The 25838-nt window shown below is 70.9% G+C and carries 25 protein-coding genes; 12 read left to right on the forward strand and 13 right to left on the reverse strand.

What is annotated here, in order from left to right:
• Positions 1-23 precede the first annotated feature (23 nt).
• On the forward strand, positions 24-806 hold the full coding sequence (locus ACGFRG_RS09955; protein ID WP_361427956.1) for a hypothetical protein: 783 nt from the start codon (positions 24-26) through the stop codon (positions 804-806).
• Here ACGFRG_RS09955 and ACGFRG_RS09960 read toward each other — a convergent pair.
• From ACGFRG_RS09960 to ACGFRG_RS09975, 4 genes are all read right to left on the reverse strand, one after another.
• Positions 755-1492 (reverse strand): hypothetical protein, encoded by a 738-nt coding sequence (locus ACGFRG_RS09960; protein ID WP_393262954.1) that lies wholly within the window; start codon positions 1490-1492, stop codon positions 755-757. The two genes, ACGFRG_RS09955 and ACGFRG_RS09960, sit on opposite strands and share 52 nt — an antisense overlap.
• Positions 1492-3258, reverse strand: a complete 1767-nt coding sequence (locus tag ACGFRG_RS09965; protein WP_361427960.1) for a phosphatidylglycerol lysyltransferase domain-containing protein — start codon at positions 3256-3258, stop codon at positions 1492-1494. Before ACGFRG_RS09965 ends, ACGFRG_RS09960 begins: the two co-directional genes overlap by 1 nt.
• A gap of 83 nt (positions 3259-3341) precedes the next feature.
• Positions 3342-4415 carry a nicotinate-nucleotide--dimethylbenzimidazole phosphoribosyltransferase gene (gene cobT, locus ACGFRG_RS09970; protein WP_361427962.1) on the reverse strand — a complete coding sequence of 358 codons (1074 nt, stop codon included), beginning with the start codon at positions 4413-4415 and terminating at the stop codon, positions 3342-3344.
• A 73-nt stretch (positions 4416-4488) separates the two neighbouring features.
• Complete coding sequence (locus ACGFRG_RS09975) at positions 4489-5673, reverse strand: bifunctional adenosylcobinamide kinase/adenosylcobinamide-phosphate guanylyltransferase (protein WP_393262957.1); 1185 nt, start codon at positions 5671-5673, stop codon at positions 4489-4491.
• A gap of 79 nt (positions 5674-5752) precedes the next feature.
• On the opposite strand from ACGFRG_RS09975, the gene ACGFRG_RS09980 reads away from it, so the two are divergent.
• Positions 5753-5965, forward strand: coding sequence for a hypothetical protein (locus tag ACGFRG_RS09980; protein ID WP_361427966.1), 213 nt, complete (start codon positions 5753-5755; stop codon positions 5963-5965).
• A 72-nt stretch (positions 5966-6037) separates the two neighbouring features.
• Here ACGFRG_RS09980 and ACGFRG_RS09985 read toward each other — a convergent pair whose 3' ends face one another.
• From ACGFRG_RS09985 to ACGFRG_RS10000, 4 genes are all read right to left on the reverse strand, one after another.
• The gene (locus ACGFRG_RS09985; RefSeq protein ID WP_393262960.1) at positions 6038-7129 is read right to left on the reverse strand and encodes a S1C family serine protease; all 1092 of its coding nucleotides are present in this window, start codon (positions 7127-7129) and stop codon (positions 6038-6040) included.
• 108 nt (positions 7130-7237) lie between these two features.
• Positions 7238-9028, reverse strand: coding sequence for an ABC transporter ATP-binding protein (locus ACGFRG_RS09990; RefSeq protein ID WP_393262963.1), 1791 nt, complete (start codon positions 9026-9028; stop codon positions 7238-7240).
• 181 nt (positions 9029-9209) lie between these two features.
• Positions 9210-9917 (reverse strand): class I SAM-dependent methyltransferase, encoded by a 708-nt coding sequence (locus ACGFRG_RS09995; protein WP_393262965.1) that lies wholly within the window; start codon positions 9915-9917, stop codon positions 9210-9212.
• A gap of 86 nt (positions 9918-10003) precedes the next feature.
• A complete protein-coding gene (locus tag ACGFRG_RS10000) occupies positions 10004-10600 on the reverse strand; it encodes a DUF3043 domain-containing protein (RefSeq protein ID WP_361427971.1) in 597 nt (198 codons plus the stop codon).
• A gap of 284 nt (positions 10601-10884) precedes the next feature.
• On the opposite strand from ACGFRG_RS10000, the gene ACGFRG_RS10005 reads away from it, so the two are divergent.
• The 4 genes from ACGFRG_RS10005 to ACGFRG_RS10020 all read left to right on the forward strand — a co-directional run bounded on the left by ACGFRG_RS10005 (position 10885) and on the right by ACGFRG_RS10020 (position 14004).
• A complete protein-coding gene (locus tag ACGFRG_RS10005; protein WP_361427973.1) occupies positions 10885-11679 on the forward strand; it encodes a PspA/IM30 family protein in 795 nt (264 codons plus the stop codon).
• Positions 11680-11703: 24 nt separating this feature from the next.
• Positions 11704-11982 (forward strand): hypothetical protein, encoded by a 279-nt coding sequence (locus ACGFRG_RS10010; protein WP_361427975.1) that lies wholly within the window; start codon positions 11704-11706, stop codon positions 11980-11982.
• A gap of 73 nt (positions 11983-12055) precedes the next feature.
• Positions 12056-13318 (forward strand): histidine kinase, encoded by a 1263-nt coding sequence (locus ACGFRG_RS10015; RefSeq protein ID WP_361428190.1) that lies wholly within the window; start codon positions 12056-12058, stop codon positions 13316-13318.
• Positions 13315-14004: a response regulator transcription factor gene (locus tag ACGFRG_RS10020; protein ID WP_361427978.1), complete on the forward strand. Its 690-nt coding sequence runs from the start codon at positions 13315-13317 to the stop codon at positions 14002-14004. The genes ACGFRG_RS10015 and ACGFRG_RS10020 overlap by 4 nt, the downstream gene beginning before the upstream one ends.
• A 61-nt stretch (positions 14005-14065) precedes the next feature.
• On the opposite strand, the gene nadA is transcribed toward ACGFRG_RS10020, so the two are convergent.
• The gene (gene nadA, locus ACGFRG_RS10025) at positions 14066-15262 is read right to left on the reverse strand and encodes a quinolinate synthase NadA (RefSeq protein WP_393262969.1); all 1197 of its coding nucleotides are present in this window, start codon (positions 15260-15262) and stop codon (positions 14066-14068) included.
• 255 nt (positions 15263-15517) lie between these two features.
• On the opposite strand from nadA, the gene ACGFRG_RS10030 reads away from it, so the two are divergent.
• Entirely contained in the window at positions 15518-15874 is a 357-nt protein-coding gene (locus tag ACGFRG_RS10030) for an iron-sulfur cluster assembly accessory protein (protein ID WP_101387995.1), read from the forward strand.
• 130 nt (positions 15875-16004) lie between these two features.
• On the opposite strand, the gene ACGFRG_RS10035 is transcribed toward ACGFRG_RS10030, so the two are convergent.
• Together ACGFRG_RS10035 and ACGFRG_RS10040 are read right to left on the reverse strand one after the other, a co-directional pair.
• Positions 16005-17528, reverse strand: coding sequence for a hypothetical protein (locus ACGFRG_RS10035; protein WP_393262972.1), 1524 nt, complete (start codon positions 17526-17528; stop codon positions 16005-16007).
• 129 nt (positions 17529-17657) lie between these two features.
• Positions 17658-17864, reverse strand: a complete 207-nt coding sequence (locus ACGFRG_RS10040; protein ID WP_361427984.1) for a hypothetical protein — start codon at positions 17862-17864, stop codon at positions 17658-17660.
• A 131-nt stretch (positions 17865-17995) separates the two neighbouring features.
• On the opposite strand from ACGFRG_RS10040, the gene ACGFRG_RS10045 reads away from it, so the two are divergent.
• The gene (locus ACGFRG_RS10045) at positions 17996-18970 is read left to right on the forward strand and encodes a carbohydrate kinase family protein (protein WP_361427986.1); all 975 of its coding nucleotides are present in this window, start codon (positions 17996-17998) and stop codon (positions 18968-18970) included.
• Positions 18971-19017: 47 nt separating this feature from the next.
• Here ACGFRG_RS10045 and ACGFRG_RS10050 read toward each other — a convergent pair whose 3' ends face one another.
• On the reverse strand, positions 19018-20400 hold the full coding sequence (locus ACGFRG_RS10050; RefSeq protein WP_393262975.1) for a cysteine desulfurase/sulfurtransferase TusA family protein: 1383 nt from the start codon (positions 20398-20400) through the stop codon (positions 19018-19020).
• A gap of 437 nt (positions 20401-20837) precedes the next feature.
• Between ACGFRG_RS10050 and coxB the strand changes: the two genes are divergently transcribed.
• The 4 genes from coxB (at position 20838) to ACGFRG_RS10070 (ending at position 25329) form a co-directional block, all read left to right on the forward strand.
• The gene (gene coxB, locus ACGFRG_RS10055) at positions 20838-21809 is read left to right on the forward strand and encodes a cytochrome c oxidase subunit II (protein ID WP_361427990.1); all 972 of its coding nucleotides are present in this window, start codon (positions 20838-20840) and stop codon (positions 21807-21809) included.
• Entirely contained in the window at positions 21806-23542 is a 1737-nt protein-coding gene (ctaD, locus tag ACGFRG_RS10060) for a cytochrome c oxidase subunit I (protein WP_361427992.1), read from the forward strand. Before coxB ends, ctaD begins: the two co-directional genes overlap by 4 nt.
• Entirely contained in the window at positions 23539-23937 is a 399-nt protein-coding gene (locus ACGFRG_RS10065) for a cytochrome c oxidase subunit 4 (RefSeq protein ID WP_361427994.1), read from the forward strand. Before ctaD ends, ACGFRG_RS10065 begins: the two co-directional genes overlap by 4 nt.
• A 141-nt stretch (positions 23938-24078) precedes the next feature.
• Entirely contained in the window at positions 24079-25329 is a 1251-nt protein-coding gene (locus ACGFRG_RS10070; RefSeq protein ID WP_361427996.1) for an Ig-like domain-containing protein, read from the forward strand.
• A gap of 22 nt (positions 25330-25351) precedes the next feature.
• Here the strand turns inward: ACGFRG_RS10070 and ACGFRG_RS10075 are convergent, their stop codons facing one another.
• Positions 25352-25765: a hypothetical protein gene (locus ACGFRG_RS10075; protein WP_393262979.1), complete on the reverse strand. Its 414-nt coding sequence runs from the start codon at positions 25763-25765 to the stop codon at positions 25352-25354.
• Positions 25766-25838 lie beyond the last annotated feature (73 nt).

Consider the following 25838-nt stretch of genomic DNA (forward strand, 5'->3'; position numbering starts at 1 on the left):
GCCCGGGCGGTAAATTGCCCGTAATGCGTACTACGGGAGCGGAAGCCGAAGGCATGGACTGGTTCAACCGGAACTTCGTCGAGCCGGGGAAGCTTCCGATGCTGCTCGCGCTGGGCTCGTTCGTGCTGACCTTCCTCGTCACGCGGACGATCACCCGGCTCATCCGGGCCGGCCGTGGCCCGTTCCGCAACATCAAGCCGGGCGGGCTGCACATCCACCATGTGGTGCCGGGGGTGATCCTGACCGTCCTCGGCGGGTTCGGCGCGGTCGGCAGCGGGCGGCACGGGGTCGGCGCCGGCGTCTTCGCGGTGGTCTTCGGGATCGGCGCGGGGCTCGTCCTCGACGAGTTCGCGCTGATCCTGCACCTGGACGACGTCTACTGGACCGAGCAGGGGCGCAAGAGCGTCGAGGTGGTCGTGCTGACGGCCGCGCTGGTGCTGCTCACGCTCGCCGGGTTCTCGCCGCTGGGGGTGAACGACGTCTCACCGCAGGAGCAGCACGACCGGGCGTCGTTCATCCTCACCCTCTGGGTCAACTTCTGTTTCGTGCTGATCGCGCTCTTCAAGGGGAAGTTCCGGATGGCGATCATGGGCACGCTGGTCCCGTTCGTGGCGCTCGTCGGCGCGATCCGGCTGGCCCGGCCCGGCTCCCCGTGGGCCCGCCGCTTCTACCGCAACCGGCCCCGGGCGCGGGCCCGGTCGGCGATGCGGGTCTACCGGCACGACCGGCGCTGGACGCGGCTGCGGCGCCGGCTTCACGACTTCATCGGGGGCGCCCCGGACAGGCTGCCGGTGCGCCGGCGCTGAGCGGCGCGGCTGCGGCGGCGCTTCTGGCGCACCGAGGTGATCCAGCAGAGCACCGCCACCGCGAGCAGCGCGGCGACGTGCTCCTTGCCCGCGAGATTGGCCTTGAGCACCACCTCGACCGCCATGGCCAGGGCCACCGCGCCGGCCGTCCAGTACGCCCGGTAGCGCCAGCACACGTACACCGCGAGCCCGACCACCGCGGCCGAGGGCCCGGTGTCGACCATCTGCGCGTCCGAGGCGGGCAGCCCCAGGATGCCGGGGCCGAGCGCGATGCCCACGCGCGCGTACATCGTCCCGGCCAGCGTCGCCACGTACGCGATAAGCAGGGTGGAGCGGCGGCCGATGCAGATCTCCGCGACCCCGAACACCAGGAGGAGCTGGGCGAGCGCGCCCCAGACCGGCAGGTCCAGGGCGGGCACGAAGAGCGAGAGCGGGGTGCGGAGCAGGGAGATCCACAGCGCGTCCTCGGCCTTCACCGAGCCGAGGATCTGCACCGGCCGAAAGCCCCAGGACTGGTTCTGCACCAGCTGGAAGAACGACGTCAGCGCGACCGCGCCGAGCGTCATGGGGACCGCCCGCCAGCGCTGGGTGCCCAGCGCGTAGCGGACGGCGAGGTAGAGCGGACCCCACTCCCGACGGACGAACCGACGTACTGGTCCGTTGCCCGGCAGGGAGCGGGGAACCATCACCTCTGGGACTCCAGGTGTTTGCGGTGCAGCCACTTGGGCAGCCCGGGGGCCTCCAGGAAGCCCTCCGCGCGCGCCGACGCGATCGCGATGCGCGGCAGGTCGGCGCTCTTCTCGAAGAGGGTGAACCGGGGCTCCCAGATCGGCCGGTACTTGGCGTTGGCGCGGTACAGCGACTCGATCTGCCACCAGCGGGAGAAGAAGCTGAGCAGCGAGCGCCACAGCCTCAGCACCGGTCCGGCGCCGAGCTTCGAGCCACGTTCGAAGACGGAGCGGAACATCGCGAAGTTCAGCGAGACCTGAGTGATCCCGATCTCCTTGGCGCGCTGGAGGAGCTCGATGACCATGAACTCCATCAGACCGTTCTCGGAGTCCCGGTCGCGGCGCATCAGGTCGAGCGAGAGTCCGTTCGGGCCCCACGGCACGAAGCTCAGGACGGCCCGCAGGGCGCCCTCGCCGTCGGTGCACTCCAGCATCACGCACTGGCCGTCCGCCGGGTCGCCGAGGCGGCCCAGGGCCATCGAGAAGCCGCGCTCGGTGGCGCCGTCGCGCCAGTCGTCGGCCTTGCGCAGCAGTTCACTCATCTCATCGGCAGGAATGTCCGCGTGACGGCGGATTCTCACCTCGTACCCGGCCCGCTTCACCCGGTTGTACGCCTGGCGCACGGTCCGCATGGCGCGGCCCTCCAGGGTGAACTCGGCGATCTCCACGATCGCCTCGTCGCCCATCTCCAGGGCGTCCAGGCCGTGCCGCGCGTAGACGGTGCCGGCCTCCTCGCTGGCGCCGGTCACCGCCGGGATCCAGCCGTGCTCGCGGGCCTCGGCCAGCCACGGCTCGATGGCGCCCGGCCAGGCCTCGGGGTCGCCGATCGGGTCGCCGGAGGCCAGCGAGACGCTGTTGATCACGCGATAGGTGACGGCGGCCTTGCCGGTGGGGGACCAGATGACGCTCTTCTCGCGGCGCAGCGCGAAGTAGCCGAGCGAGTCGCGCTCACCCTGCTTGTCCAGGAGCGCGCGCAGCTTCTCCTCGTCCTCGACGGTGATCGGGTCGACGGCCTTGCGGTTGCGGAAGGCCGCGTAGATCACGGCGATGAGCAGCAGCGTGGACAGGACGTTGATGGCCACGTCGACCCAGCCCGGGGTGGCGATGCCGGTGATGTCGGTGTCGTCCGGCGTCAGCGAGACCAGCCGCATCACGCCGTAGCGCCAGCGGCCCAGGAAGGTGGAGTGGTTCGCGCCGCTGTAGGTGTTGGTGACCGTGACGAGCAGCGTGGCCAGCAGCGAGGTGAGCAGCAGACCGCCGGCCGCGACGCCCGCCGCGAGCTTCGGGTTGGAGCGGTCGCCCTTCGCGTAGAACTCGCGCCGCCCAAGGAGCAGGGCGAGCACGAAGGCGCCGGTCAGGACCAGGGACACCCAGTTCTGCGCGTACTGCCGGATCTCCGGGAAGACCATGACGAACGCGAACAGCAGCAGGAACAGGCCGCTCAGCACGAGGTTGAGGATCCAGGCGGCGCGCTTGCGGCGGCGCATGGTGACGGCCAGGAAGAGGGTGAGCACGCCGGACGTGAATCCCGCTTCCAGCAGGTACGGCGTGAAATAATTGTCCGTGTTGTGACGCCGAAGGTCCTGGCCCAGTGAAACCCATACGGCGCTCAGGAAGTTGATGAATGTCACGGCGCGCAGATACCAGACGGCGAATGCCGCACTGCGACGCGACCGGACGGTGCTCCGGTTCAATCCCTCGGTGGTCAAGCGGACTTCTCCCATGAAACGCGATCATATGGGGCAATGGACAGCGCGCGTCATGGCGGTCGCGGATGCGGCCGGGGATCTCCCGGCCGCACCACGGCTCAGTCTTCGGCGCGGTCCCCCTCGGCCTCCGCGCGCTCGGGCAGCTCCGCTGCCAGGGCGGCGGCGGCCTGCACGAGGGGGAGAGCGAGCAGGGCCCCGGTTCCTTCACCCACGGTGACGCCCTGGTCGAGCAGAGGGTTGAGTGCCATCCGGTCCAGTGCCTTCGACTGGCCCGGCTCACCGCTCAGCTGACCGGCCAGCCACCAGTCCGGAGCCCGGAAGGCGGCCCGCTGAGCCACCAGCGCGCAGGCCGAGGAGACCACCCCGTCGAGGATGACCGGCATTCGGCGCACCGCGCACTGAAGCAGAAAACCGGTCGTCGCGGCAAGGTCGGCGCCGCCCACGGCCGCCAGCAGCTCCAGCTGGTCGCCCAGAACCGGCCGCGCCCGGCGCAGCGCGTCCCGGATCGCCGCGCACTTGCGCATCCACGCCAGATCGTCGATCCCGGCCCCGCCACGGCCCGTGACGACCGAGGCGTCGGTGCCGCAGAGCGCCGCGATCAGGGTGGCCGCGGCCGTGGTGCCGCCGACGCTGAGATCGCCGAGGACCACCAGGTCGGTGCCGGAGTCGGCCTCCTCGTCGGCGATCTTCACACCGAGCCGTACGGCCGCCTCGGCCTCCTCGACGGTCAGCGCGTCCTCGACGTCGATGCGCCCGCTGCCGCGCCGCACACGGTGGCGTACGACCTCCTCGGGCAGCAGCTCCGGGTCGCAGTCCAGACCCGCGTCCACGACCCGTACGGGGGCGCCCAGGCGGCGGGCGAGCACGGCGACGGGACCCGCTCCGTCCAGCACGGACCGGACCAGGGTGTGCGCGGAACCCGCCGGGCGGGCGGAGACGCCCAGCTCGGCGACGCCGTGGTCACCGGCGAAGAGGATCACGCGCGGATGCTCGATGGGTTTGACCGGAACTGCCCCCTGCGCGGCGGAAAGCCACTCACCCAGCTCGTCGAGCCGGCCGAGCGCGCCGGACGGCACGGTCAGCCGCTCCCGGCGTTCCTCGGCGTCACGCCGCACACCGCTGTCGGGGCGTTCGATCAGATCGGAGAAGTCGTCGAGATTCAGCCTGCTCATTCGCCGAACAGTACCGGCACAGGTGTCCCGTGTTTCCAGTGGTGCGGCCGGTACGGCGACTTTCGGGCCCGGCTCAGCCGCGCAGCGCGAGCGCCTGTCCCGCCACCACGAGCAGGACGTGCTCGCACTCCGCGCCCACCGCCGCGTTGAGCCTGCCGAGCTCGTCGCGGAACAGACGTCCCGCGCGGGTCGCGGGGACCACCCCGGAGCCCACCTCGTTGCTGACGAGGACCACGGTCCGGGAGGTCGCGCGCACCGCGGCCACCAGCTCCGCCACCCGCTCGCGCAGCGCGTCGGGGACCTTCGGCTCCTCCCAGGCCCCGGTCCGGTCCATCGCGTCGGTCAGCCACAGCGACAGGCAGTCCACGAGCAGCGGCGGCCCGTCCGCCGCGAGCAGCGGCACCAGGTCGCAGGTCTCCTCGGTACGCCAGGCGCCGGGCCGGCGCTCGCGGTGCAGCCCGACCCGCGCGGCCCACTCCGCGTCCCCGTCCCGGGTGCCGCCCGTCGCCACGTACACGACCTCGGGGAAGGACTCCAGACGGCGCTCGGCCTCCACCGACTTGCCCGAGCGCGCACCGCCCAACACCAGGGTGCGGCGCGGCAGATCGGGCACCGCGTGGTACTCACCGACGATCAGTGTCGCCCCGTCGGGCACCGCCCGCGCCCCGGCCGCGGCCAGCCGCCGGGCGAGCTCGCGCCCGGGCGGCACCTCGTGGCCGATGTGGACGGCGACCACGTCCGTGGTCGGCCCGACGGCCCCGGCCGCGCGCAGCCGGGCCAGCGCGTCGGGCCGCCCCACGACATCGCACAGGACCATGTCGTACGGGCGTGCCTCGGCCATTCCGGAGGGCGCGCCGCCCGGCGGCAGATAGAGCAGCCGCTCGCCCTCGGGCGAGGTCACCTCGTACCCCGTGCCCGGCGAGTCTATCGGCACCGCCCGCACCCGGTGGCCGCTGATCAGCGTCAGGACCCGGCCGTCCGGCACCCGCCCGGCCGACGGCAGCCCGGGCGGCAGCTCCACGGCGGGCCCGTCGTGCGGATGGGTGAGCAGCACCTGGCGTACGCCCGTGAGCGAGTGCCCGGCCCGGGCGGCGGCCAGCGCGGCCCCGGGGGTGAGGTCGAGCAGCAGGGCCGAGTCGACGAGCAGCGCGGTCGCGGCCCGCGCCTGGTCGCCGCGGGCCGAGGCGCACGCGGCGCAGGGGCAGTCGGGGCGCGGCAGCCCGTCGGGGGCTCCGGTGCCGAGGAGAGTCAGTTCCACGAGGACGATCCTCCCGCGTCACCGCACTCGGTGCGCGCCCGGCTACGCTGCGGGCAGCAACGTGACCCGGGAGGCGCACATGGCGTGGACGTGGCGATTCGAGAAGTCCGACGGGACGGAGGTCGAGCCGGCGGTGGCGCCGGAGGAGTTCACGACCCAGGGCGACGCGGAGTCCTGGATCGGCGAGGTCTGGAAGGACCTCCTTGAGGGCGGGGCCGACCAGGTGTTCCTGTTCGAGGACAGCACGCAGATCTACGGCCCCATGAGCCTGCACGCCGCCGCCGAGTCCTGAGCGGCGGACGGCCCCGACGGCGCCCGTGGACCGGACGACAGGTCCACGGGCGCCGTCGTGTTCAGGGGGGCGTCAGATCTCGCCGAGCGTGACCATGGCGGTCTTGCTGCCGCCGTCGCGCGTGTACGTCACCTGGACGGTCTGGCCGGGTTTGTCGGCGGCCAGCGCCTCCGACAGCGAGGTGATGGTCGTGATCTCCGTCTCGCCGATTTTGGTGATGATGTCACCGGCCTTCAGACCCGCCTTGTCGGCGGCCCCGCCCCGCTTCACGTCCACGATCGCGGCGCCCGCGGGCCGGTAGCCGGTGTCGACGACGGTACGTCCGGTGATGCCCAGGGCCGCCCGGCCCGAGTCGGTCACCTTGCCGCTCTTGATGATCTGGTCCGCGACCGTCTTCGCCATCGAGGCCGGGATCGCGAAGCCGATGCCCGGGGCCGCGCTGCCGCCCATGTCCGGGTCGACGGCCGCGAGCGTGGGGATGCCGATGACCTCGCTGTTCAGATTCACCAGCGCCCCGCCGCTGTTGCCCGGGTTGATCGCGGCCGAGGTCTGCACCATGTTGCCGATGGTGGCGCCCGGACCGCCGCCCGCGGCGCCCTCCGTCACCGTGCGACCGGTCGCCGAGACGATGCCCTGGGTGACGCTGCTGGACAGGCCCAGCGGCGAGCCCATGGCCAGCACGATCTGCCCCATCTCGACCTTCGTCGAGTCGCCGAACTTGGCGGCCTTCATCCCGCTGGGCACCGAGTCGAGCTTGATGACGGCGAGGTCCTGCTCGGGATAGGCCGCGACGAGCTTGGCGCCCACCGCGCCGCCGCCGGTCGCGGTGGACACCTTGAAGCTGCGCTCGCCGCCGACCACATGGGCGTTGGTGACGATGTGCCCCTGGTCGTCGTAGACGATGCCGGAGCCCAGGCTGTTGGCCGCGTCGATCTGGACGACCGACGGCAGTACGTCCTTGATCACCCGCTCGTAGTCGCTCTGCAGGCCGTTGCCGTCGGCCTTGCGCGCGGCCGGGGCGGCGGCCTGGCGGGCCTGCGGGGTGGAGTCGGCGGCCTTGGCCGGTGTCCCGGTGTCCGTACAGCCCGCGAGCAGCGTGGCGGTGGCGACGGCGGCGGCCACGGGCAGCAGGAGCCGGCGGCCGCGGTTCAGCAATCCATCCATGTCCGGAGTGTCCCTTCTGCTCGGTCGAGCAGCCTCCTGTGGAGGTCCGATCAGGCGTGCTGGTGCGGATGGGGCGCTGGAGGTCGGATCAGGCGCCATCAGGCCCGATCAGGCGCCGGTGGCCAGGAACTGTGTCGCCGCCAGCTCCCCGTAGAGCGGATCCCCGGCCACCAGCTCGGCATGCGTGCCCACCGCGCGCACCCTGCCCGCCTCCATGACCACGATCCGGTCCGCCAGCGTCACCGTCGACAGCCGGTGCGCCACCACCAGGACCGTGGTGTCACGGGCCGCTTCGGCCACCACGTCCCGCAGCGCCAGCTCGTTGACCGCGTCCAGCTGCGAGGTCGCCTCGTCCAGGAGCAGCAACCGGGGTCTGCGCAGCAGCGCCCGCGCGATCGCCACCCGCTGGCGCTCCCCGCCCGACAGCTTCGATCCCCGGTGCCCGACGACGGTCTCAAGCCCGTCCGGCAGCCGCTCCACGAGCGCGTCCAGCTTCGCCCGTACGAGCACGTCGGCGATCTCGGCGTCGGTGGCGTGCGGGGCCCCGAAGACCAGGTTCTCGCGCACGGTGCCGGCCAGCACGGGGGAGTCCTGCTCGACATAGCCGATGGCGCCGCGCAGTGCGGCCAGCGGCCACTCGCGCACGTCCCGCCCGTCGATCAGCACCCGGCCGCCGGTCGCCTCGTAGAACCGCTCGATCAGGCCGAACACGGTCGTCTTGCCCGCACCCGACGGCCCCACGAACGCGGTCATCCCGGCGCCCGGCACCTCGAACGAGACCCCGTGATGGACGTACGGAAGGTCGTCCCGGTAGCGGAAGGCCACCGCGTCGAAGACCACCGAGGCGGCCCCGGACCGGGGCGCGCCGGCCGCGCCGCGCGGCGCCGGGACCTCGGTCAGCGGCTCGGTCTCCAGCCGCTCCGCCTCCTCGATCCGGGCGATCGCGGCGGAACCCACCTGGTACTGCGTGGCCGCCTGCACGAGCTTCGAGACGGGGTCGATCAGATAGAACAGGAACAGCAGGAACGCGATGAGCGTGGACACCGGTATCGCGCCCGAGGCGACCCGCGCCCCGCCGATACCGAGCACCGCCAGGAACGACACCTGGACCGCGAGGCCGACCGAAGTCCCGGCCACCGACTGCCACTTGGCCGACCGCACCCCGTGCCGCCAGGCCTCCTCGGCGGCCGCGTCCACCACCGCGCTCTCGCGCGCCTCGGCGCCGGACGCCTTGACCGTACGGAAGGCGCCGAACGCCCGCTCCAGGACCGTGGAGATCCGCGCCACCGCCGCCTGCGACTGTGCCGTGGCCCGGGCGATCTTCGGCATCACCAGGGCCACCGCCGAGCCGATCAGCACGATCACGCCGAGCGTGACGCCGAGCAGCACGGCGTCCATGTACCCCATCATCGCGATCGTGGCGAGGAAGGTGAGCCCGCCGGTGGCGGCCGAGACCACGGACTGGGTGGTGACCGCCCGCAGCAGGGTGGTGTCCGAGGTCACCCGGGACATCAGATCGCCCGGCGGCAGCCGCTCCACCTCGGGGAGCCGCAGCCGCAGCAGCCGTCCGATCAGGGTGCGCCGGGCGGCGAGCACGACGGACTCGGCGGTGCGCTCCAGCACGTACGCCCCGAACGACTCGACCACCGTCCCGAGCACCACCAGCGCGGTGAGCAGCGCCAGCACCCCGCCGATCGGCTCGTCCCCGCCGAGCCGGTCCACCAGAGCCTTGGCGGCCAACGGCTGAGCGAGCCCGGTGGCGGCCCCGACGAGCGTCAACAGAGCCCCGAGCGCGACGGCCCCACGATGAGCCCGAAAATGCCGATACAAAGCCCGCCAGGTCTCCCGGGCGGGCAATTTGGGACTGGTGTCGGAAGAGGTCACACAGGGGTGACGCAAAAAACCCGAGCTTGCCTGACACCCCAGTACTTACTGGTCCAGTACTTACTGGTTGGGGCGCGCTACAGGGGCGCGGGGCTGTGTCATTGTGCGGCTCCGCCGCGATGGGGGTCCCCCCTGTTCGAGCGGAGTCGAGAACTTGGGGGAGCGACCAGCCCCCACCGGCCCGCACCCGAACGAACTACCCCCGCACGCCGCAAAGATGAAGAAGCGCAGCAACCCGCCGATACGGATCGACACGCCCCGCCTTGTCCTCGGCGGCGAGCAGCCGGTCCAGCTCATCCGCCGCCGGAAGCTGGACCTCGTTCGGCACGTTGTCGGTGAACACCCGCACCCCGTACCACGCATGCAACGGCGCAGCGATGCCATCCAGGGTCCGCGTGAGCGTGTCGAGCCGGTCGGCCCGCACGGACAGCCCGAGCCGATTCGTATACGCGTCCGTGTCGAACGCGGCCAGCGCCCCCGCCCAGTCCCCGGCCAGACCCGGCCGCATGGCCAGGGCGTCCGCGTTCCGCACGAGCAGCGACAGCAGCCCACCGGGGGCCAGCATCCGCGCGAGACCCGCCAGCATCGCGTCCGGCTCCTGGACGTACATCAGGACGCCGTGGCAGAGCACCACGTCGAACGAGCCGGGCAGGAAGTGCACACCCGTCTCGTGGCCGTCGCCCTCGATCAGGCGCACCCGCTCACGGATGCCCTCGGGCTCGGTCGACAGCGCCTCGCGCGCCGCCCGCAGCATCTCGGGGTCGGACTCCAGGCCGGTCACGGTGTGCCCGGCGCGGGCCAGGCGCAGGGCCTGGGTGCCCTGTCCCGTACCGACGTCGAGGACGCGCAGCCGCTGGCCGACCGGGAAGCGGGCGGCTATCTGCTCGTCCAGCTGACGGGCCACGAGCTCCTGGCGCACGGTGTTGCGCAGCCCGCCCAGGCCCTTCAGCCAGTGGCCGGAGGCGCCGCTGAAACCGGCGACCTCCGTGCTCAGGGTCGCTCTCCGCGCTTGACCTGCGGCTTCGGCAGACGCAGCCGGCGCATCTGGAGCGTACGCATCAGGCCGTACGCCACCGCGCCCTTGGTGGGCTCCTCCGGGAAGCGCGCACGCAGCTGCTTCTTGAGCCGGAACGCCAGACCGACCGAGTCGATGAGGATCAGCACGATCACACCGAGCCAGAGCAGCAGCGCGATGTTCTGCAGGCTGCCGATCCGGACCATCGAGAGGACCAGGATGATCACGGCGAGCGGCAGGAAGAACTCGGCGATGCACCACCGGGAGTCCACGAAGTCGCGCACGAACTTGCGCACGGGACCCCTGTCGCGGGCCGGCAGATAGCGCTGGTCGCCGTTGGCGAGCGCTTCGCGCTGCCTGGCGAGATCGGCACGGCGGGCCTCGCGCTGGCGCTTGGCGGCCTCCTTGCGGTCGGTCGGCACGGTCGACGCCCGACGGCGCTGGGTCTGGGCCTCGGCGCGCTTCGGCGTGGGCCGGCCCTTGGGGGCCTCGGGGTCGCGGGGCTGCTTGGAGAGGTCCGCCGTCACCTTGTCGGTGGGGGCCTTCTCTTCCTTGGAACGGCTACGGAACACAAAGCCCAAGGGTACGGGGTCGCGGGCGACGACCGCAGGCCGGTGGGGAACGATCCGGCAACGCCTTGCGTCTGTGGGGGTGTGCGCGCCAAGGTGTGCGGGAAGTGAGTGCGGGGTCCCTGACCGTCACCTACTCCTTGCGCCGGAGCGCCCGGGGACGCAGTCGTCCTTGGGGATGAGCGCATCCGTGTCCGAACAGTGCGGTAATGGATGCAGGGCCCGTACTGTGGGTTCTGTTGCAGCAGCTGGAGCTGGAGTCCGTCAGAAGGGGGCGCGCGAAGCCCATGAGCGGTGTCATGAAGCGTATGGGGATGATCTTCCGCGCGAAGGCGAACAAGGCCCTTGACCGGGCCGAGGACCCGCGCGAGACCCTCGATTACTCGTACCAGAAGCAGCTTGAGCTGCTTCAGAAGGTCCGCCGCGGCGTCGCCGACGTGGCGACCTCGCGCAAGCGGCTCGAACTGCAGCTGAACCAGCTCCAGAGCCAGTCGACCAAGCTGGAGGACCAGGGCCGCAAGGCGCTGGCGCTCGGCCGCGAGGACCTGGCGCGCGAGGCGCTGTCCCGCCGCGCGGCCCTCACCCAGCAGGTCTCCGACCTGGAGGTGCAGCACCAGACGCTGCAGGGCGAGGAGGAGAAGCTCACCCTTGCGGCCCAGCGACTCCAGGCCAAGGTCGACGCCTTCCGTACGAAGAAGGAGACGATCAAGGCGACCTACACGGCGGCCCAGGCGCAGACCCGGATCGCCGAGTCCTTCTCGGGCATCTCCGAGGAGATGAGCGACGTCGGCATGGCCATTCAGCGTGCCGAGGACAAGACCGCGCAGCTCCAGGCGAGGGCCGGCGCGATCGACGAGCTGCTGGCCTCCGGCGCCCTGAACGACCAGTCCGGCCTGCAGAAGGACGACCTCCAGGCCGAGCTGGACCGGATCTCCGGTGGTACGGATGTAGAGCTGGAGCTTCAGCGGATGAAGGCCGAGCTCACCGGCGGTACGTCGGCCAAGCCGGCCATCGAGGGCGGCAACGGCACGTCCACCCCGCAGGACCGCCAGCAGCAGACCCCCCGCTTCGACAAGCAGTAGGCCAAGGCCGAGGAGGAGTTCACCATGATCGTACGGATCATGGGGGAGGGGCAGTGGAAGCTGGCCGACGGCCACTTCGCCGAGCTGAACAAGCTCGACGACGAACTGCTCGAAGAGCTGGAGTCGGGTGACGAGGAAGGCTTCCGCCGCACCCTCGGCGCCCTCCTGGACGCGGTCCGCCGCCTTGGCGAACCGCTCCCGGACGACGCTCTGGAGCCCTCGGAGCTGATCCTGCCGGCCCACGACGCCAGCCTGGACGAAGTCAAGGACATGCTGAGCGACGACGGCCTGATTCCGGGCTGACCGGGGTACGGGGTCGGGGGCGCAGCCCCGACAGGGGAGTGCCCCGTACCGTGGACCCGTGACGCTCGCCCGAATGCACGAGTGGCTCAGAGCCCACCCCCTGGCAGGGGACGCGGGCCTGGCCACCGCCGTCCTCATCTGCATGATCGTCGGCTCCTTCGCCGACCCGCACGGCTCCAACGGCCCCGTCTTCGGCACCAGAACCCCCGGCGCCACCGCGCTCGTGCTGGTCACGCTGGGCGCCGCGGCCCTGGTCCTGCGCCGTCGCAACCCGCTGGCCGTGCTCGCCTGGACCAGCGCCGTCACCGTCGTCGACCTGCTCTCGGGCAACTCGCCCGCGCCCATCGCGATCAGCCCGGTCGTCGCCCTGTACACGGTCGCGGTGCACACCGACCGCGCCACCACGTACCGCGTCGGCACCGCCACCATGGCCGTTCTCACCGGCACCGCGATGTTCTTCGGGGACGCGCCCTGGTACGCCCAGGAGAACGTCGGCGTGCTCGCCTGGACGGCGCTGGCCGCGACCGCCGGTGACGCGGTGCGCAGCCGGCGGGCCATCGTCGAGTCGATCCGCGAGCGCGCCGAGCGGGCCGAGCGCACCCGGGAGGAGGAGGCCCGCCGCCGGGTCGCCGAGGAGCGGTTGCGCATCGCGCGCGATCTGCACGACGTCGTCGCCCATCACATCGCGCTGGTCAATGTGCAGGCCGGGGTCGCCGCGCACGTCATGGACAAGCGCCCCGACCAGGCCAAGGAAGCGCTCGCGCACGTACGCGAGGCCAGCCGCTCGGCGCTGAACGAACTGCGTGCCACCGTCGGCCTGTTGCGGCAGTCCGGCGACCCGGAGGCCCCCACCGAGCCGGCCCCCGGCCTCGCGCTCCTGGACGACCTGCTGGACGCGGTCCGCCGCGCCGGGCTCCCGGTCGAGCTCGCCCCCGTCGACGCGGCCGTCCGCGCCGGGCTCCCGGCGGCCGTCGACCTCGCCGCGTACCGGGTGATCCAGGAAGCGCTCACCAACGTACGCAAGCACGCGGGACCCGACGCGAAGGCCGAGGTCAGCGTGGTGCGGGTGGGGCCGAACGCCGAGGTGACCGTCATCGACAACGGCACCGGCACCGCCGACGGCGACGGCGGCGGGCACGGTCTGCTGGGGATGCGCGAGCGGGTCAGCGCGCTGGGCGGCACGCTCACCGCCGGACCCCGCTACGGCGGTGGCTTCCGGGTGCAGGCGATACTGCCGGTCAAGACGGCCGACACGGCCCGTACGGCGCGGACCCGCAAGGCGGCCGACGCCGTGCGGAGCGCCGCGGCCGAGGGGCCGTGGGAAGGCAGCGCATGACGATCAGGGTGGTACTCGCCGACGACCAGGCGCTGCTGCGCTCCGCGTTCCGTGTGCTGGTCGACTCCGAGCCCGGGATGCAGGTCGTCGGGGAGGCGTCGGACGGCGCCGAGGCGGTCGCGGTGGCCCGGTCCACCCGGGCGGACGTCGTCCTGATGGACATCCGGATGCCCGGCACGGACGGCCTCGCCGCCACCCGCATGATCAGCGCGGACCCCGAACTCGCCGATGTGCACGTGGTGATGCTCACCACGTTCGAGGTCGACGAGTACGTGGTGCAGTCGCTGCGCGCCGGGGCCTCGGGCTTCCTCGGCAAGGGCGCCGAGCCGGACGAGCTCCTGAACGCCATCCGCATCGCGGCGGCGGGCGAGGCCCTGCTCTCGCCCGCGGCCACCAAGGGCCTGATCACCACGTTCCTGGCGCAGGGCGGCACCTGGGACGGCTCGGGCGACCCGCCGGGCGCCCACGGCGAGCGCCTGTCCGCCCTGACCGTGCGTGAGCGCGAGGTCCTGACCCAGGTGGCGGCGGGCCTGTCCAACGACGAGATCGCCGAACGCCTGGTGGTCAGTCCCCTGACGGTGAAGACCCACGTCAACCGGGCGATGGCGAAGCTCGGCGCGCGCGACCGGGCCCAACTGGTCGTGATCGCCTACGAGTCGGGCCTGGTGCGCCCGAGGGCGGAGTAGCGCCGTACGTGTAAGGGCCGCTCCCCATGGGGAGCGGCCCTTACACGTACGCATGTGCTGTCTACGGAAGCGCCAGCATGCGCTCAAGCGCCAGCTTCGCGAAGCTCTCCGTCTCCGCGTCCACCTGGATCTGGTTGATGAGCTTGCCGTCCGCCAGGGACTCCAGCGCCCACACCAGGTGCGGCAGGTCGATCCGGTTCATGGTCGAGCAGAAGCAGACCGTCTTGTCGAGGAAGACGATCTCCTTGTCCTCGGCGGCGAATCGATTCGCCAGACGGCGGACCAGGTTCAGCTCGGTGCCGATGGCCCACTTCGAGCCGCGCGGGGCGGCCTCCAGGGCCTTGATGATGTACTCCGTCGAGCCGACGTAGTCGGCGGCGGCCACGACCTCGTGGCGGCACTCGGGGTGCACCAGGACGTTGACGCCCGGGATCCGCTCGCGCACGTCGTTCACCGAGTCCACCGAGAACCGGCCGTGCACCGAGCAGTGGCCGCGCCACAGGATCATCCTCGCGTCGCGCAGCTGCTCGACCGTGAGCCCGCCATTGGGCTTGTGCGGGTTGTAGAGCACGCAGTCGTCGAGCGACATCCCCATGTCGCGGACGGCGGTGTTGCGGCCCAGGTGCTGGTCCGGCAGGAAGAGCACCTTCTCGCCCTGCTCGAACGCCCACTCAAGGGCCTTCTTGGCGTTGGACGAGGTGCAGATCGTGCCGCCGTGCTTGCCCGTGAACGCCTTGATGTCGGCCGAGGAGTTCATGTACGAGACGGGCACGACCTGCTCGGCGATCCCGGCCTCGGTCAGCACGTCCCAGCACTCGGCGACCTGCTCGGCGGTGGCCATGTCGGCCATCGAGCAGCCCGCGGCCAGGTCCGGCAGCACGACCTTCTGGTCGTCGCCGGTCAGGATGTCCGCCGACTCGGCCATGAAGTGCACACCGCAGAAGACGATGTACTCCGCCTCCGGCTTCGCGGCGGCGTCCCGGGCCAGCTTGAAGGAGTCACCGGTGACGTCGGCGAACTGGATGACCTCGTCGCGCTGGTAGTGGTGGCCGAGCACGAAGACCTTGTCCCCGAGCTTCTCCTTGGCCGCGCGGGCGCGCGCCACCAGGTCGGGGTCGGAGGGGGACGGCAGGTCGCCGGGGCACTCCACACCGCGCTCGCTCTTGGCGTCGGCCTCCCGGCCGAGCAGCAGCAGAGCGAGCGGCGACGGCTGGACGTCGAGGTCCACACTGGTCTGGGCGGTGGTCACGTCACGCACCCTTTCTGTTCCGCAGACGAGTTTTCGTCTAAATGACGCTATCTATCATAACCGCTTCACGTCAGTTTGACGATGGCCATAGCGTCTATGTGACACATCCCCTTTCCGACGTTGTCCACAGGTCTTTTCCGGCCGGTCGCCGGGTATGCGAGCATGAAGGGGAGCCAAGACACACGCATGGCCCGGAATGAATCCGGGGCACCGCCGGTTTCACCGGTCGGCAAGCAGTCTCCGTACAACCCGGGAGAGAAGCAGATGTCCGTATCGGACGAGACCACCACTGTGAGCGACGGCATCCTCCTGTCGGACGCCGCTGCGGCCAAGGTCAAGGCCCTCCTTGACCAGGAAGGCCGGGAAGACCTGGCGCTGCGCGTCGCGGTCCAGCCCGGCGGCTGCTCCGGCCTGCGCTACCAGCTCTTCTTCGACGAGCGCTCGCTCGACGGCGATGTCGTCAAGGACTTCGGCGGCGTCAAGGTCGTCACCGACCGCATGAGCGCCCCGTACCTCGGCGGCGCCTCGATCGACTTCGTGGACACCATCGAGAAGCAGGGCTTCACGATCGACAACCCGAACGCGACGGGCTCCTGCGCCTGCGGCGATTCCTTCAGCTAAGCGGCGCGCCGGCCGCCCCAGCGGTGACCGGCCACGCGGCGCGAGATGGGCGGGGCCCCCGGATTTCTCCGGGGGCCCCGCCCATCCGCGTTCTCCACGGGGGCGCCAAGCCCCGTTCCTCACGGCGCGCTCAGTCCTTCGGCAGCGCCTGCCCGGTGTCCGCGTCCACGACCTGGCGCGCCCCGAGCGTCTGGTGCAGCGCCACCGTGACGCTCTCCTTCTTGGCGAGCATCACGCAGATCTTCTTGGCGTCGTGATGCGCCACGCCCACCCGTACCCGGACGTCCTTGCCGCTCTCGTCGGCCGTCGCCGCGTAGGTGTCGCACACCCCGCCCCAGAAGGTGACGGTCAGCGTCCTGCCGTCCTGGGCGATCGCGTACGAGACCAGCGCCTGATGCCCGGCCGGTGACGGGTGCCCGGACGGGGCGGGCACGCCGGTGCCGGTCCCGGACGGCGGTGCCGGCGGCTTGACCACGTACTGCGGGGCCACCGCCGCGGCCGTGATCGTGACCGGCTGCGCGGCGCCGGCCGGCTTCACCTGGAACAGCCACGACGGTACGAGCGTCTGCTGCCCGTCCACGTACTGCGCCGCGAGCCCGAACACCGCCTTGTCGATGGTCACCGTCGAGGGCGTCGCGTGCGTACACGGCTTGACGGGGCCCTGCGGGTCACTGGGGAGCTTGCGCTGCGGGTCGCTCGGCAGCTTGCCCTTGGTCGGCTCGCCCTGGCTCTGGTCCCCGAGCGGCACCGGCCCCGTGCAGTCCTTGCTCGCCGGGCGCCCGCCGCCCGACCCGTTGAGCTGCTTCAGCGTCTCCTCGGCGCTCAGTACGGGGTACGTGGCGCCCTTCTGCGGAGTCTTCAACTGGCCGCTGCCGCCGACCACTCGGCCGTCGGGGCCGACCTGTACGCCGGTCGTCCAGCCGTACGTGGGCAGCCCGCCGATCACCGGATCGGCGTTGACCACCCGGACCGCGCCCATCAGCTGGGTCGCGTTCAGCTTGGCGTCGTCCTCGCCCAGCGCCTTCAGCACGGGCGCGGCCGCCGCCTTCGCGGCCTGCTCGCTCACCGGCGGGCCGCCCGGGACGGCGTCGCCGGAGTCCGCGCCGGTGGTGTGCAGCGGACACATCATGCCCTTGGGGCAGTTGTCCGAGCCGCCGCTGCCGTAGCGATGGAACGTCCAGGAACCCGGGGCCTTCTGATTGACCGTCAGCACCGGTCCGGCGCCGTCCTTGACCACGCCCGTCTGCCAGACCCCGCCTTCCAGGTGCGGAGTGCCGTCCACCCCCAGCGCCTTCGCGAGCCGGGCCACCTCGGCCTCGTCCACCGTGCCGCCCGCCCGGTACACCGCCGCCTTGGCGGGGCCGTCCGGCAGCTTGCCCGCGGCGCGGTAGACCACCCCGTTGGGGTCGGGCTCGCCGGGGGCGATGCCCGGCCCGCCGCCGCTGCCGCTGTCGAGTGCCAGCGGTGGCGGGGTGGAGCCCGCGCCCGCCCCGGCCGCCTTGTCGTCGGCGGACGAACCGCCCGAGGCGGTGGACGCCCAGTACGCCCCGCCGCCGCCCGCGACCAGCACCGCGGCCGCGACCGAGGCGAGGACGAAGGGGGATCGTCGCGTCCGCCGCTGACGCGACTCTTCCTGCGTGTGCTCGCTGCTCACCGCATCGCTCCTGTCCAGTCGTATCCCGCATCCCCTTTACGGGGGACACGCCTTGGACGGAGCGGGGGAGCGCGCGGTTCCCTTCGCGCGCTGCCCGACTGACTCGGCCGCCTCGCGGGCTCGCCCGGCTCAGTCCCCGTACTCGGACATACCGGCGATCAGCCGGACCGAGTCCGACGGCACCGACACCCCGTGGATCAGGGACGGCGGCACCGGCGCGGTCGCGGCCGCCGCCGGGACCACCCAGTGCGGCGCCATCCGCGCGCAGTCGCCGCGCAGCTCCGCCAGGCCCGAATCGGCGGGCGGGACGTTCCCGGTGCGCTTCATGGTTTCCATATTCCGCACCGTACGCATCAGGAACCATGCGAAAAAAGACCTACTATTGGGTAGTTTCCGCACTTCAGGGGAGCCCGTGCGACCCGGTAGCGTTAACTGTCAACAGTCCTCCACGCAGGAGTGTCCTAGCCGTGCGTATCGCTGTCACCGGCTCCATCGCCACCGACCACCTCATGACCTTCCCCGGCCGATTCGCCGACCAGCTGGTCGCCGATCAGCTGCACACGGTCTCCCTCTCGTTCCTGGTCGACAACCTCGACGTACGCCGGGGAGGTGTCGGCCCGAACATCTGCTTCGGCATGGGCCAGCTCGGCGGCAACCCGATCCTGGTCGGCGCCGCGGGCTCCGACTTCGACGAGTACCGCGCCTGGCTGGACCGCCACGGGGTGGACACCAACTCGGTGCGGATCTCCGAGGTCCTGCACACCGCCCGGTTCGTCTGCACCACGGACTCCGACCACAACCAGATCGGCTCCTTCTACACGGGCGCGATGAGCGAGGCCCGTCAGATCGAGCTCCAGTCGGTGGCCGAGCGCGTGGGCGGCCTCGACCTCGTCCTCATCGGCGCCGACGACCCCGAGGCGATGCTGCGCCACACGGAGGAGTGCAAGGCCCGCGCGATCCCGTTCGCGGCCGACTTCTCCCAGCAGATCGCCCGGATGTCCGGCGACGACATCCGCACGCTGCTCGAAGGCGCGACCTACCTCTTCTCGAACGAGTACGAGAAGGGGCTCATCGAGTCCAAGACCGGCTGGAGCGACGCCGAGATCCTGGCCAAGGTCGACTACCGGGTCACCACGCTCGGCTCGCGCGGTGTCCGCATCGAGCAGGTCGGCCACGACCCGATCGAGGTCGGCTGCCCGGAGGAGGACGCGAAGGTCGACCCGACGGGCGTCGGCGACGCGTTCCGCGCGGGCTTCCTGTCCGGTCTGTCCTGGGGCGTCGGCCACGAGCGGGCCGCGCAGGTCGGCTGCATGCTGGCGACGCTGGTGATCGAGACGCTCGGCACCCAGGAGTACCAGCTGCGCCGCGCCCACTTCATGGACCGCTTCACCAAGGCGTATGGCGACGAGGCGGCGGCCGAGGTCCGCGCCCATCTGGCGTAGTCCCCCGTGCGGGGGTACGCCGTACCCCCGCACCACGGCACGGCCGCTCAGCTCATCCGCCGCACCACGTACGCCGCCCCGCGCTCCCGAGCCTCTTCCCCCACGTACTCCTGGCCGCGCATCTCGCACCAGGCCGGGATGTCGAGCCGGGCCGCCTCGTCGTCGGCCAGGACCGTGACGGTCCCGCCGACCGGCACATCATTGATCACCTTGGCCAGCTCGATCACCGGGATGGGGCAGCGCCGGCCGAGCGCGTCCACGGTCAGATCACCGGACGGGGTCGCGGGGGCGGGCGCCGCCACCGGCGCGCCCAGCTTCTCGCGTACGGACGCGACCACCTCCGGCAGCACCTCCAGGAACCGGTCCACGTCCGCCTCGGCCGTCCCGGCCGGCAGCGACACCCGTACGTTCCCCTCGCTCAGCACCCCCATCGCCCGCAGCACATGGCTCGGCGTCAGCGTGCTGCTGGTGCACGACGAACCGGAGGAAACGGAGAAATCCACCCGGTCCAGCTCATGCAGCAACGTCTCTCCGTCGACATAGAGACAGGAGAAGGTGACCAGATGCGGCAGCCGCCGCGCCGGGTCGCCGACCACCTCCACGTCCGGGACGAGCTCGGGCACCCGGGTGCGGATCCGGTCGACCAGGGCCCGCAGCCGTACCGACTCGGCCGCCGCCTCCGCCCGGACCGCCCGCAGTGACGCCGCGGCCGCCACGATCGCCGGGATGTTCTCGAAGCCGGGCGCCCGGCCCGACTCGCGCTCGTCCGCCGGGCCTTGCGGGGCGAACCGGACGCCCTTGCGGACCGCGAGGAGCCCGACCCCCGCCGGGCCGCCCCACTTGTGCGCGCTCGCGGCCAGCAGCGACCAGCCGTCCTCGACCGGGCCCCAGGCCAGCGACTGGGCCGCGTCCACCAGGAGCGGCACCCCGGCCGCCCGGCACGCCTCGGCCACCTCGGCCACCGGCTGGACAGTCCCCACCTCGTGGTTGGCGGACTGGAGGCAGGCGAGCGCGGTGTCGGGGCGCAGGGCGGCGGCGTACGCGGCGGGGGAGACCGCGCCGCTCCGGTCGACCGGGACCTCGGTCATCGACCCGCCGTCCGCCTCCAGGGCCGCCCCCGTGTGCAGGACGGAGGAGTGCTCGACCGCCGACACCACCAGATGGCGGCCGACGCGCCGGCGCCCGGCAAGGCTTCCGTAAATTCCGGAGTGCACCGCGCGTGTCCCCGAAGAGGTGAACACGAGCTCGTCCGGACGGCAGCCGACGGCCTCGGCGGCGGCCTCCCGGGCGGCGTCGAGCAGCAGCCGGGCCCGGCGCCCCTCGCGGTAGAGCCGGGCCGGATCGGCCCAGCCCTCGTCCAGGGCGGCCAGCAGGGCCTGGCGGGCCACGGGGTGCAGCGGGGCGGCGGAGGCGGCGTCGAAGTAGGGCACGCCTCACGCTAACGCGGGCGGGGTCCGGTGCGGTCGGTCGGCAGCGTCGTCGTTTGGCTGCGGGCCGTTTGTGGCTGGTCGCTCCCCCAAGTTCTCGACTCCGCTCGAACAGGGGGGACCCCCATCGCGGCGGAGCCGCAAATGTCACAGCCCCGCGCCCCGGGAGGTTGCACCGTGCCGCACGACGCAGGGCACGGCTTCGTAGTGGACCCCGTACAGAAAGACCCGTCAGATACCCGCCCGGAGGCCCGTATTCCACCCCTTCGGGGGCCCGGGCGGCGCGTTGGGCACCCTCCCCGCGCGACCCCAAATAGCGTCCAGTAGGGTTTGGTCCGCATAAACATCCAAACCCCTGCCCGCGGCCAGGGCGGCGACCGACCAGCGAGACGGACGGCCGTAGCCGGCCGGCGCGGGCGAGACTCTCGGGAAGGCGCTACGTGAGTCCCAACGGCTCCGACCGCTCGTCGCGGCGCCCGATGCGGCGGAAGCTGCTGCAGGTGCTGACCGCGGGCCTGGTCCTGGCTACCGCCTCCGGTTGCTCGTACAACTGGAAAGACTTCCCTCGCCTCGGTATGCCCACCCCGGTGACGGAAGAGGCTCCGCGGATCCTCTCCCTCTGGCAGGGTTCGTGGGCGGCAGCGCTCGCCACGGGCGTGCTGGTCTGGGGCCTGATCCTGTGGAGCGTCATCTTCCACAGGCGCAGCCGCACCAAGGTCGAGGTACCTCCGCAGACCCGGTACAACATGCCCATCGAGGCGCTGTACACGGTCGTCCCCCTCATCATCGTCTCGGTGCTCTTCTACTTCACCGCGCGTGATGAGTCGAAGCTCCTTGAGCTCACCCCGAAGCCGGCTCACACCGTCAACGTGGTCGGCTACCAGTGGAGCTGGGGCTTCAACTACGTCGAGGACGTGGACGGCAACCCGGCCACGGGCGACGCCGCGAAGTCCAAGGAGCTCTCCGCCATTCCGGAGCGCTTCACCAAGGACTTCCCGGCCGGCGCGGACGGCGTCTACGACGTCGGCATCCCCGGCACACGGAACCCGCAGACCGGAAACCCCGGGCCCACCCTGTGGCTGCCCAAGGGCGAGAAGGTCCGCTTCGTGCTGACGTCGCGTGACGTCATCCACTCCTTCTGGGTGGTCCCCTTCCTGATGAAGCAGGACGTCATCCCGGGGCACACCAACTCCTTCGAGGTGACCCCGACCCAGGAGGGCACCTTCCTCGGCAAGTGCGCCGAGCTGTGCGGTGTCGACCACTCCCGGATGCTCTTCAACGTGAAGGTCGTCTCCCCGGAGCGCTACCAGCAGCACCTCAAGGAGCTGGCGGCGAAGGGCCAGACCGGCTACGTGCCGGCGGGCATCGCTCAGACCGACCCCGCCAAGAACGCGGAGACGAACAAACTGTGAGCATCCTCAACGAATCTCAGGGTGCCGCGGCAGCAGACGACTCGTACGAGAACGAGCTGCCGGTCCGGCGCAAGAAGCCGGGAAGCGTCGTCGTGAAGTGGCTGACCACCACTGACCACAAGACGATCGGCACGATGTATCTGGTCACGTCGTTCGTGTTCTTCTGCATCGGCGGTGTGATGGCGCTCCTCATGCGCGCCGAACTCGCCCGTCCCGGCACGCAGATCATGTCGAACGAGCAGTTCAACCAGGCGTTCACGATGCACGGCACGATCATGCTGCTGATGTTCGCGACGCCGCTGTTCGCCGGATTCGCGAACTGGATCATGCCGCTGCAGATCGGCGCGCCCGACGTGGCGTTCCCGCGGCTGAACATGTTCGCCTACTGGCTCTACCTGTTCGGCTCGACCATCGCGGTCGGTGGCTTCCTCACCCCGCAGGGCGCGGCCGACTTCGGCTGGTTCGCCTACTCCCCGTTGTCGGACGCGGTCCGCTCGCCGGGCGTCGGCGCCGACATGTGGATCATGGGTCTGGCCTTCTCCGGCTTCGGCACGATCCTCGGCTCGGTCAACTTCATCACCACGATCATCTGCATGCGCGCTCCGGGCATGACGATGTTCCGTATGCCGATCTTCGTGTGGAACGTCCTGCTGACCGGTGTGCTGGTCCTGCTGGCCTTCCCGGTCCTCGCGGCCGCGCTGTTCGCCCTGGAGGCGGACCGCAAGTTCGGTGCCCATGTCTTCGACGCGGCCAACGGCGGCGCACTACTGTGGCAACACCTCTTCTGGTTCTTCGGCCATCCAGAGGTGTACATCATCGCCTTGCCCTTCTTCGGAATCATCTCCGAAGTCATTCCGGTGTTCTCCAGAAAGCCGATGTTCGGCTACATGGGCCTGGTCGGCGCGACGATCGCCATCGCCGGTCTGTCCGTGACCGTGTGGGCCCACCACATGTACGTCACGGGCGGCGTGCTCCTGCCGTTCTTCTCGTTCATGACGTTCCTCATCGCGGTACCGACCGGTGTGAAGTTCTTCAACTGGATCGGCACGATGTGGAAGGGCTCGCTGTCCTTCGAGACACCGATGCTCTGGGCCGTCGGCTTCCTGATCACCTTCACCTTCGGTGGTCTGACCGGCGTCATCCTGGCCTCGCCGCCGATGGACTTCCACGTCTCCGACTCGTACTTCGTCGTCGCGCACTTCCACTACGTCATCTTCGGCACCGTGGTCTTCGCGATGTTCTCCGGATTCCACTTCTGGTGGCCGAAGTTCACCGGCAAGATGCTGGACGAGCGGCTGGGCAAGATCACCTTCTGGACGCTGTTCGTGGGCTTCCACGGCACGTTCCTGGTGCAGCACTGGCTCGGTGCCGAGGGCATGCCGCGTCGTTACGCGGACTACCTCGCGGCCGACGGCTTCACCGCGCTGAACACGATCTCGACCATCAGCTCCTTCCTGCTCGGCCTGTCGATCCTGCCGTTCCTGTACAACGTCTGGAAGACCGCCAAGTACGGCAAGAAGATCGAGGTCGACGACCCGTGGGGCTACGGCCGTTCGCTCGAATGGGCGACGTCGTGCCCGCCGCCGCGGCACAACTTCCTCACCCTGCCGCGTATTCGCTCCGAATCCCCGGCGTTCGACCTGCACCACCCGGAGATCGCGGCTCTCGACCAGCTTGAGAACCACGGTCATGGGGACAAGGCCCTCGCCGGCGGCAAGGAGGCGGGCAAGTGAAGATCCAGGGCAAGATGTTCCTCTGGCTCTCCGTCTTCATCCTGATCATGGCCGTCGTGTACGGCGTGTGGTCGAAGGAGCCGGCCGGTGCGACCGCTCTCGTGATGGCCTTCGGCCTGAGCGTGATGATCGGCTTCTACTTGGCCTTCACGGCCAAGCGGGTCGACGCGGGCGCGCAGGACGACAAGGAGGCCGATGTCGCGGACGACGCCGGTGAGCTGGGATTCTTCTCCCCGCACAGCTGGCAGCCGCTCTCGCTGGCGGTGGGCGGCGCGCTCGCCTTCCTCGCCATCGCGATGGGCTGGTGGCTGCTGTACTTCTCGGCGCCGCTGATCGTGGTCGGCATCTACGGCTGGGTGTTCGAGTACTACCGCGGCGAGAACCAGAACCAGTAGGTGCGCCGCAGCACTTCCGAGGACCCCCACGGCTCACTCCGAGCCGTGGGGGTCCTCGCTTTTCTGCGCCGTCCGGGTGAGGGCGGCCCGTTTGCAGTCATACCGCGCGCTTAATATGACTATTTTTCATAACGTGTGGTCATGAGTCACGCACCGCGTACCCGTACCGTCCTTGGCTGCACCCTGCTGGTCGTGTCCCTCGGGGCGGGCGCCGGCGCGTGCGGCAGGTCCGACGGCAACCCGCTCTCGGCCAAGCCGTACGACGCGGCCGGCCAGGTCGTCTACAACGGCCCGGCGGGCAGCGCGAAGGCGGATCCGGAGCGCCCCCTGGAGATCTCCGCCCGGGGCAACGGCCGCCTCACGGACGTGACGGCCACGGACGCCCAGGGCCGCTATCTGGCGGGCGAACTGGACGGCGACGGCCACCGCTGGCACTCCACGGCCCCGCTGGTGGCAGGAACCCACTACACGGTGCTGGTCTCCACGGAGGACTCCGACGGCTCTCCGGGCCGCCGTACGCTGACGTTCGACACGGCCGCGCCCAAGGATGCCGTGAAGGTCGAATTCGGCCCGGACGCGGGCAAGTACGGCGTCGGGCAGCCCATCACGGCCGAGCTCAGCAAGCCGGTCAAGGACAAGGCGGCCCGCGCCATCGTCGAACGCGCGCTCAAGGTCGAGTCCACGCCCAAGGTGGAGGGCGCCTGGTACTGGGTCAACGACAAGATGCTCCACTACCGGCCCAAGGACTACTGGCCGACCGACGCGACGATCAGAGCCTCCTCGCGCCTGGAGGGCGTGAAAATCGCCAACAAGCTCTACGGCGGCCCCGCGCACCCCCTGAAGATCACCACGGGCGACCGGATCGAGGCCATCACGGACGCCTCGTCGCACTACATGACGGTCAAACGCAACGGAGAAGTGATCAACACCATCCCGATCACCACCGGCAAGCCGGGCTTTTCCACCCGTAACGGCGTCAAGGTGGTGCTCGGCAAGCAGTACTTCGTACGGATGCGCGGGGAGACCGTCGGCATCTCGGCGAGCAGCTCGGACGGGTACGACCTGCCCGTCTACTACGCCACCCGGGTCACCTGGAGCGGCGAGTACGTGCACGCCGCGCCCTGGTCGGTCGGCTCACAGGGCTCCGAGAACGTCAGCCACGGCTGTACGGGCATGTCCACCGGCAACGCGGCCTGGTTCTACGAGACCGTGACCGAGGGCGACATCGTCAAGGTGGTCAACAGCATCGGCGAGGACATGACGCCGTTCGACAACGGCTTCGGCGACTGGAACCTCGACTGGAACGAGTGGCACAAGGGCAGCGTGCTCCAGGCCGACCTGAAGGCCGGGCAGAGCAAGCTGAACTCCGCCCGGCTGCGGCCGCAGGTCTGAGGGCCCGGTGGGGGGCCGGGGATCAGCTACGGGCCACGGCGCCGTCGGTGCGCCGGGAGCGCAGCAGGGCGGCCAGTGCGGCCGGGAACTCGACCGGGTCGACCGGGAGGGTCACCGCGGCGTCCGCGCGGCTCCAGGTGGCCAGCCAGGCGTCCTGCGGGCGCCCCATGAGCAGCAGCACGGGCGGGCACTGGAAGATCTCGTCCTTGATCTGCCGGCAGATGCCCATGCCGCCGGCCGGGACGGCCTCCCCGTCCAGGACGCACACGTCGATGCCGCCGCGGTCCAGCTCCTTGAGGACCGCCTGTGGCGTCGCGCACTCCAGGAAGGTCACCGGGGGAACATCGGCGGCGGGCCTGCGTCCGGCGGCGAGCCGCACCTGCTCACGGGTGCTCGCGTCGTCGCTGTAGACAAGTACGGTGGCGCTCGAATGCATTGTTCCTCCGAATCGACGGCGGTACGGGCTCGGGAGCCGATGCGCGGATGCTACTCCGTCCGACACCCTGTCA

Origin of the sequence: Streptomyces sp. NPDC048696 (assembly GCF_043198895.1) — a bacterium.
GTDB lineage: Bacteria > Actinomycetota > Actinomycetes > Streptomycetales > Streptomycetaceae > Streptomyces.

What these genes read in the sequence shown, in the direction of transcription:
- cobT (WP_361427962.1), bottom strand. Translation starts at nt 4,415, where the DNA reads ATGAGCAGGCTGAATCTCGACGACTTCTCCGATCTGATCGAACGCCCC.
- ACGFRG_RS10020 (WP_361427978.1), top strand. Translation starts at nt 13,315, where the DNA reads ATGACGATCAGGGTGGTACTCGCCGACGACCAGGCGCTGCTGCGCTCC.
- ACGFRG_RS09960 (WP_393262954.1), bottom strand. Translation starts at nt 1,492, where the DNA reads ATGGTTCCCCGCTCCCTGCCGGGCAACGGACCAGTACGTCGGTTCGTC.
- ACGFRG_RS10010 (WP_361427975.1), top strand. Translation starts at nt 11,704, where the DNA reads ATGATCGTACGGATCATGGGGGAGGGGCAGTGGAAGCTGGCCGACGGC.
- ACGFRG_RS10005 (WP_361427973.1), top strand. Translation starts at nt 10,885, where the DNA reads ATGAGCGGTGTCATGAAGCGTATGGGGATGATCTTCCGCGCGAAGGCG.
- ACGFRG_RS10070 (WP_361427996.1), top strand. Translation starts at nt 24,079, where the DNA reads ATGAGTCACGCACCGCGTACCCGTACCGTCCTTGGCTGCACCCTGCTG.
- ACGFRG_RS09980 (WP_361427966.1), top strand. Translation starts at nt 5,753, where the DNA reads ATGGCGTGGACGTGGCGATTCGAGAAGTCCGACGGGACGGAGGTCGAG.
- ACGFRG_RS10040 (WP_361427984.1), bottom strand. Translation starts at nt 17,864, where the DNA reads ATGGAAACCATGAAGCGCACCGGGAACGTCCCGCCCGCCGATTCGGGC.
- ACGFRG_RS09965 (WP_361427960.1), bottom strand. Translation starts at nt 3,258, where the DNA reads ATGGGAGAAGTCCGCTTGACCACCGAGGGATTGAACCGGAGCACCGTC.
- ACGFRG_RS10030 (WP_101387995.1), top strand. Translation starts at nt 15,518, where the DNA reads ATGTCCGTATCGGACGAGACCACCACTGTGAGCGACGGCATCCTCCTG.
- ACGFRG_RS10075 (WP_393262979.1), bottom strand. Translation starts at nt 25,765, where the DNA reads ATGCATTCGAGCGCCACCGTACTTGTCTACAGCGACGACGCGAGCACC.
- ACGFRG_RS10015 (WP_361428190.1), top strand. Translation starts at nt 12,056, where the DNA reads ATGCACGAGTGGCTCAGAGCCCACCCCCTGGCAGGGGACGCGGGCCTG.
- ACGFRG_RS09955 (WP_361427956.1), top strand. Translation starts at nt 24, where the DNA reads ATGCGTACTACGGGAGCGGAAGCCGAAGGCATGGACTGGTTCAACCGG.
- ACGFRG_RS09985 (WP_393262960.1), bottom strand. Translation starts at nt 7,129, where the DNA reads ATGGATGGATTGCTGAACCGCGGCCGCCGGCTCCTGCTGCCCGTGGCC.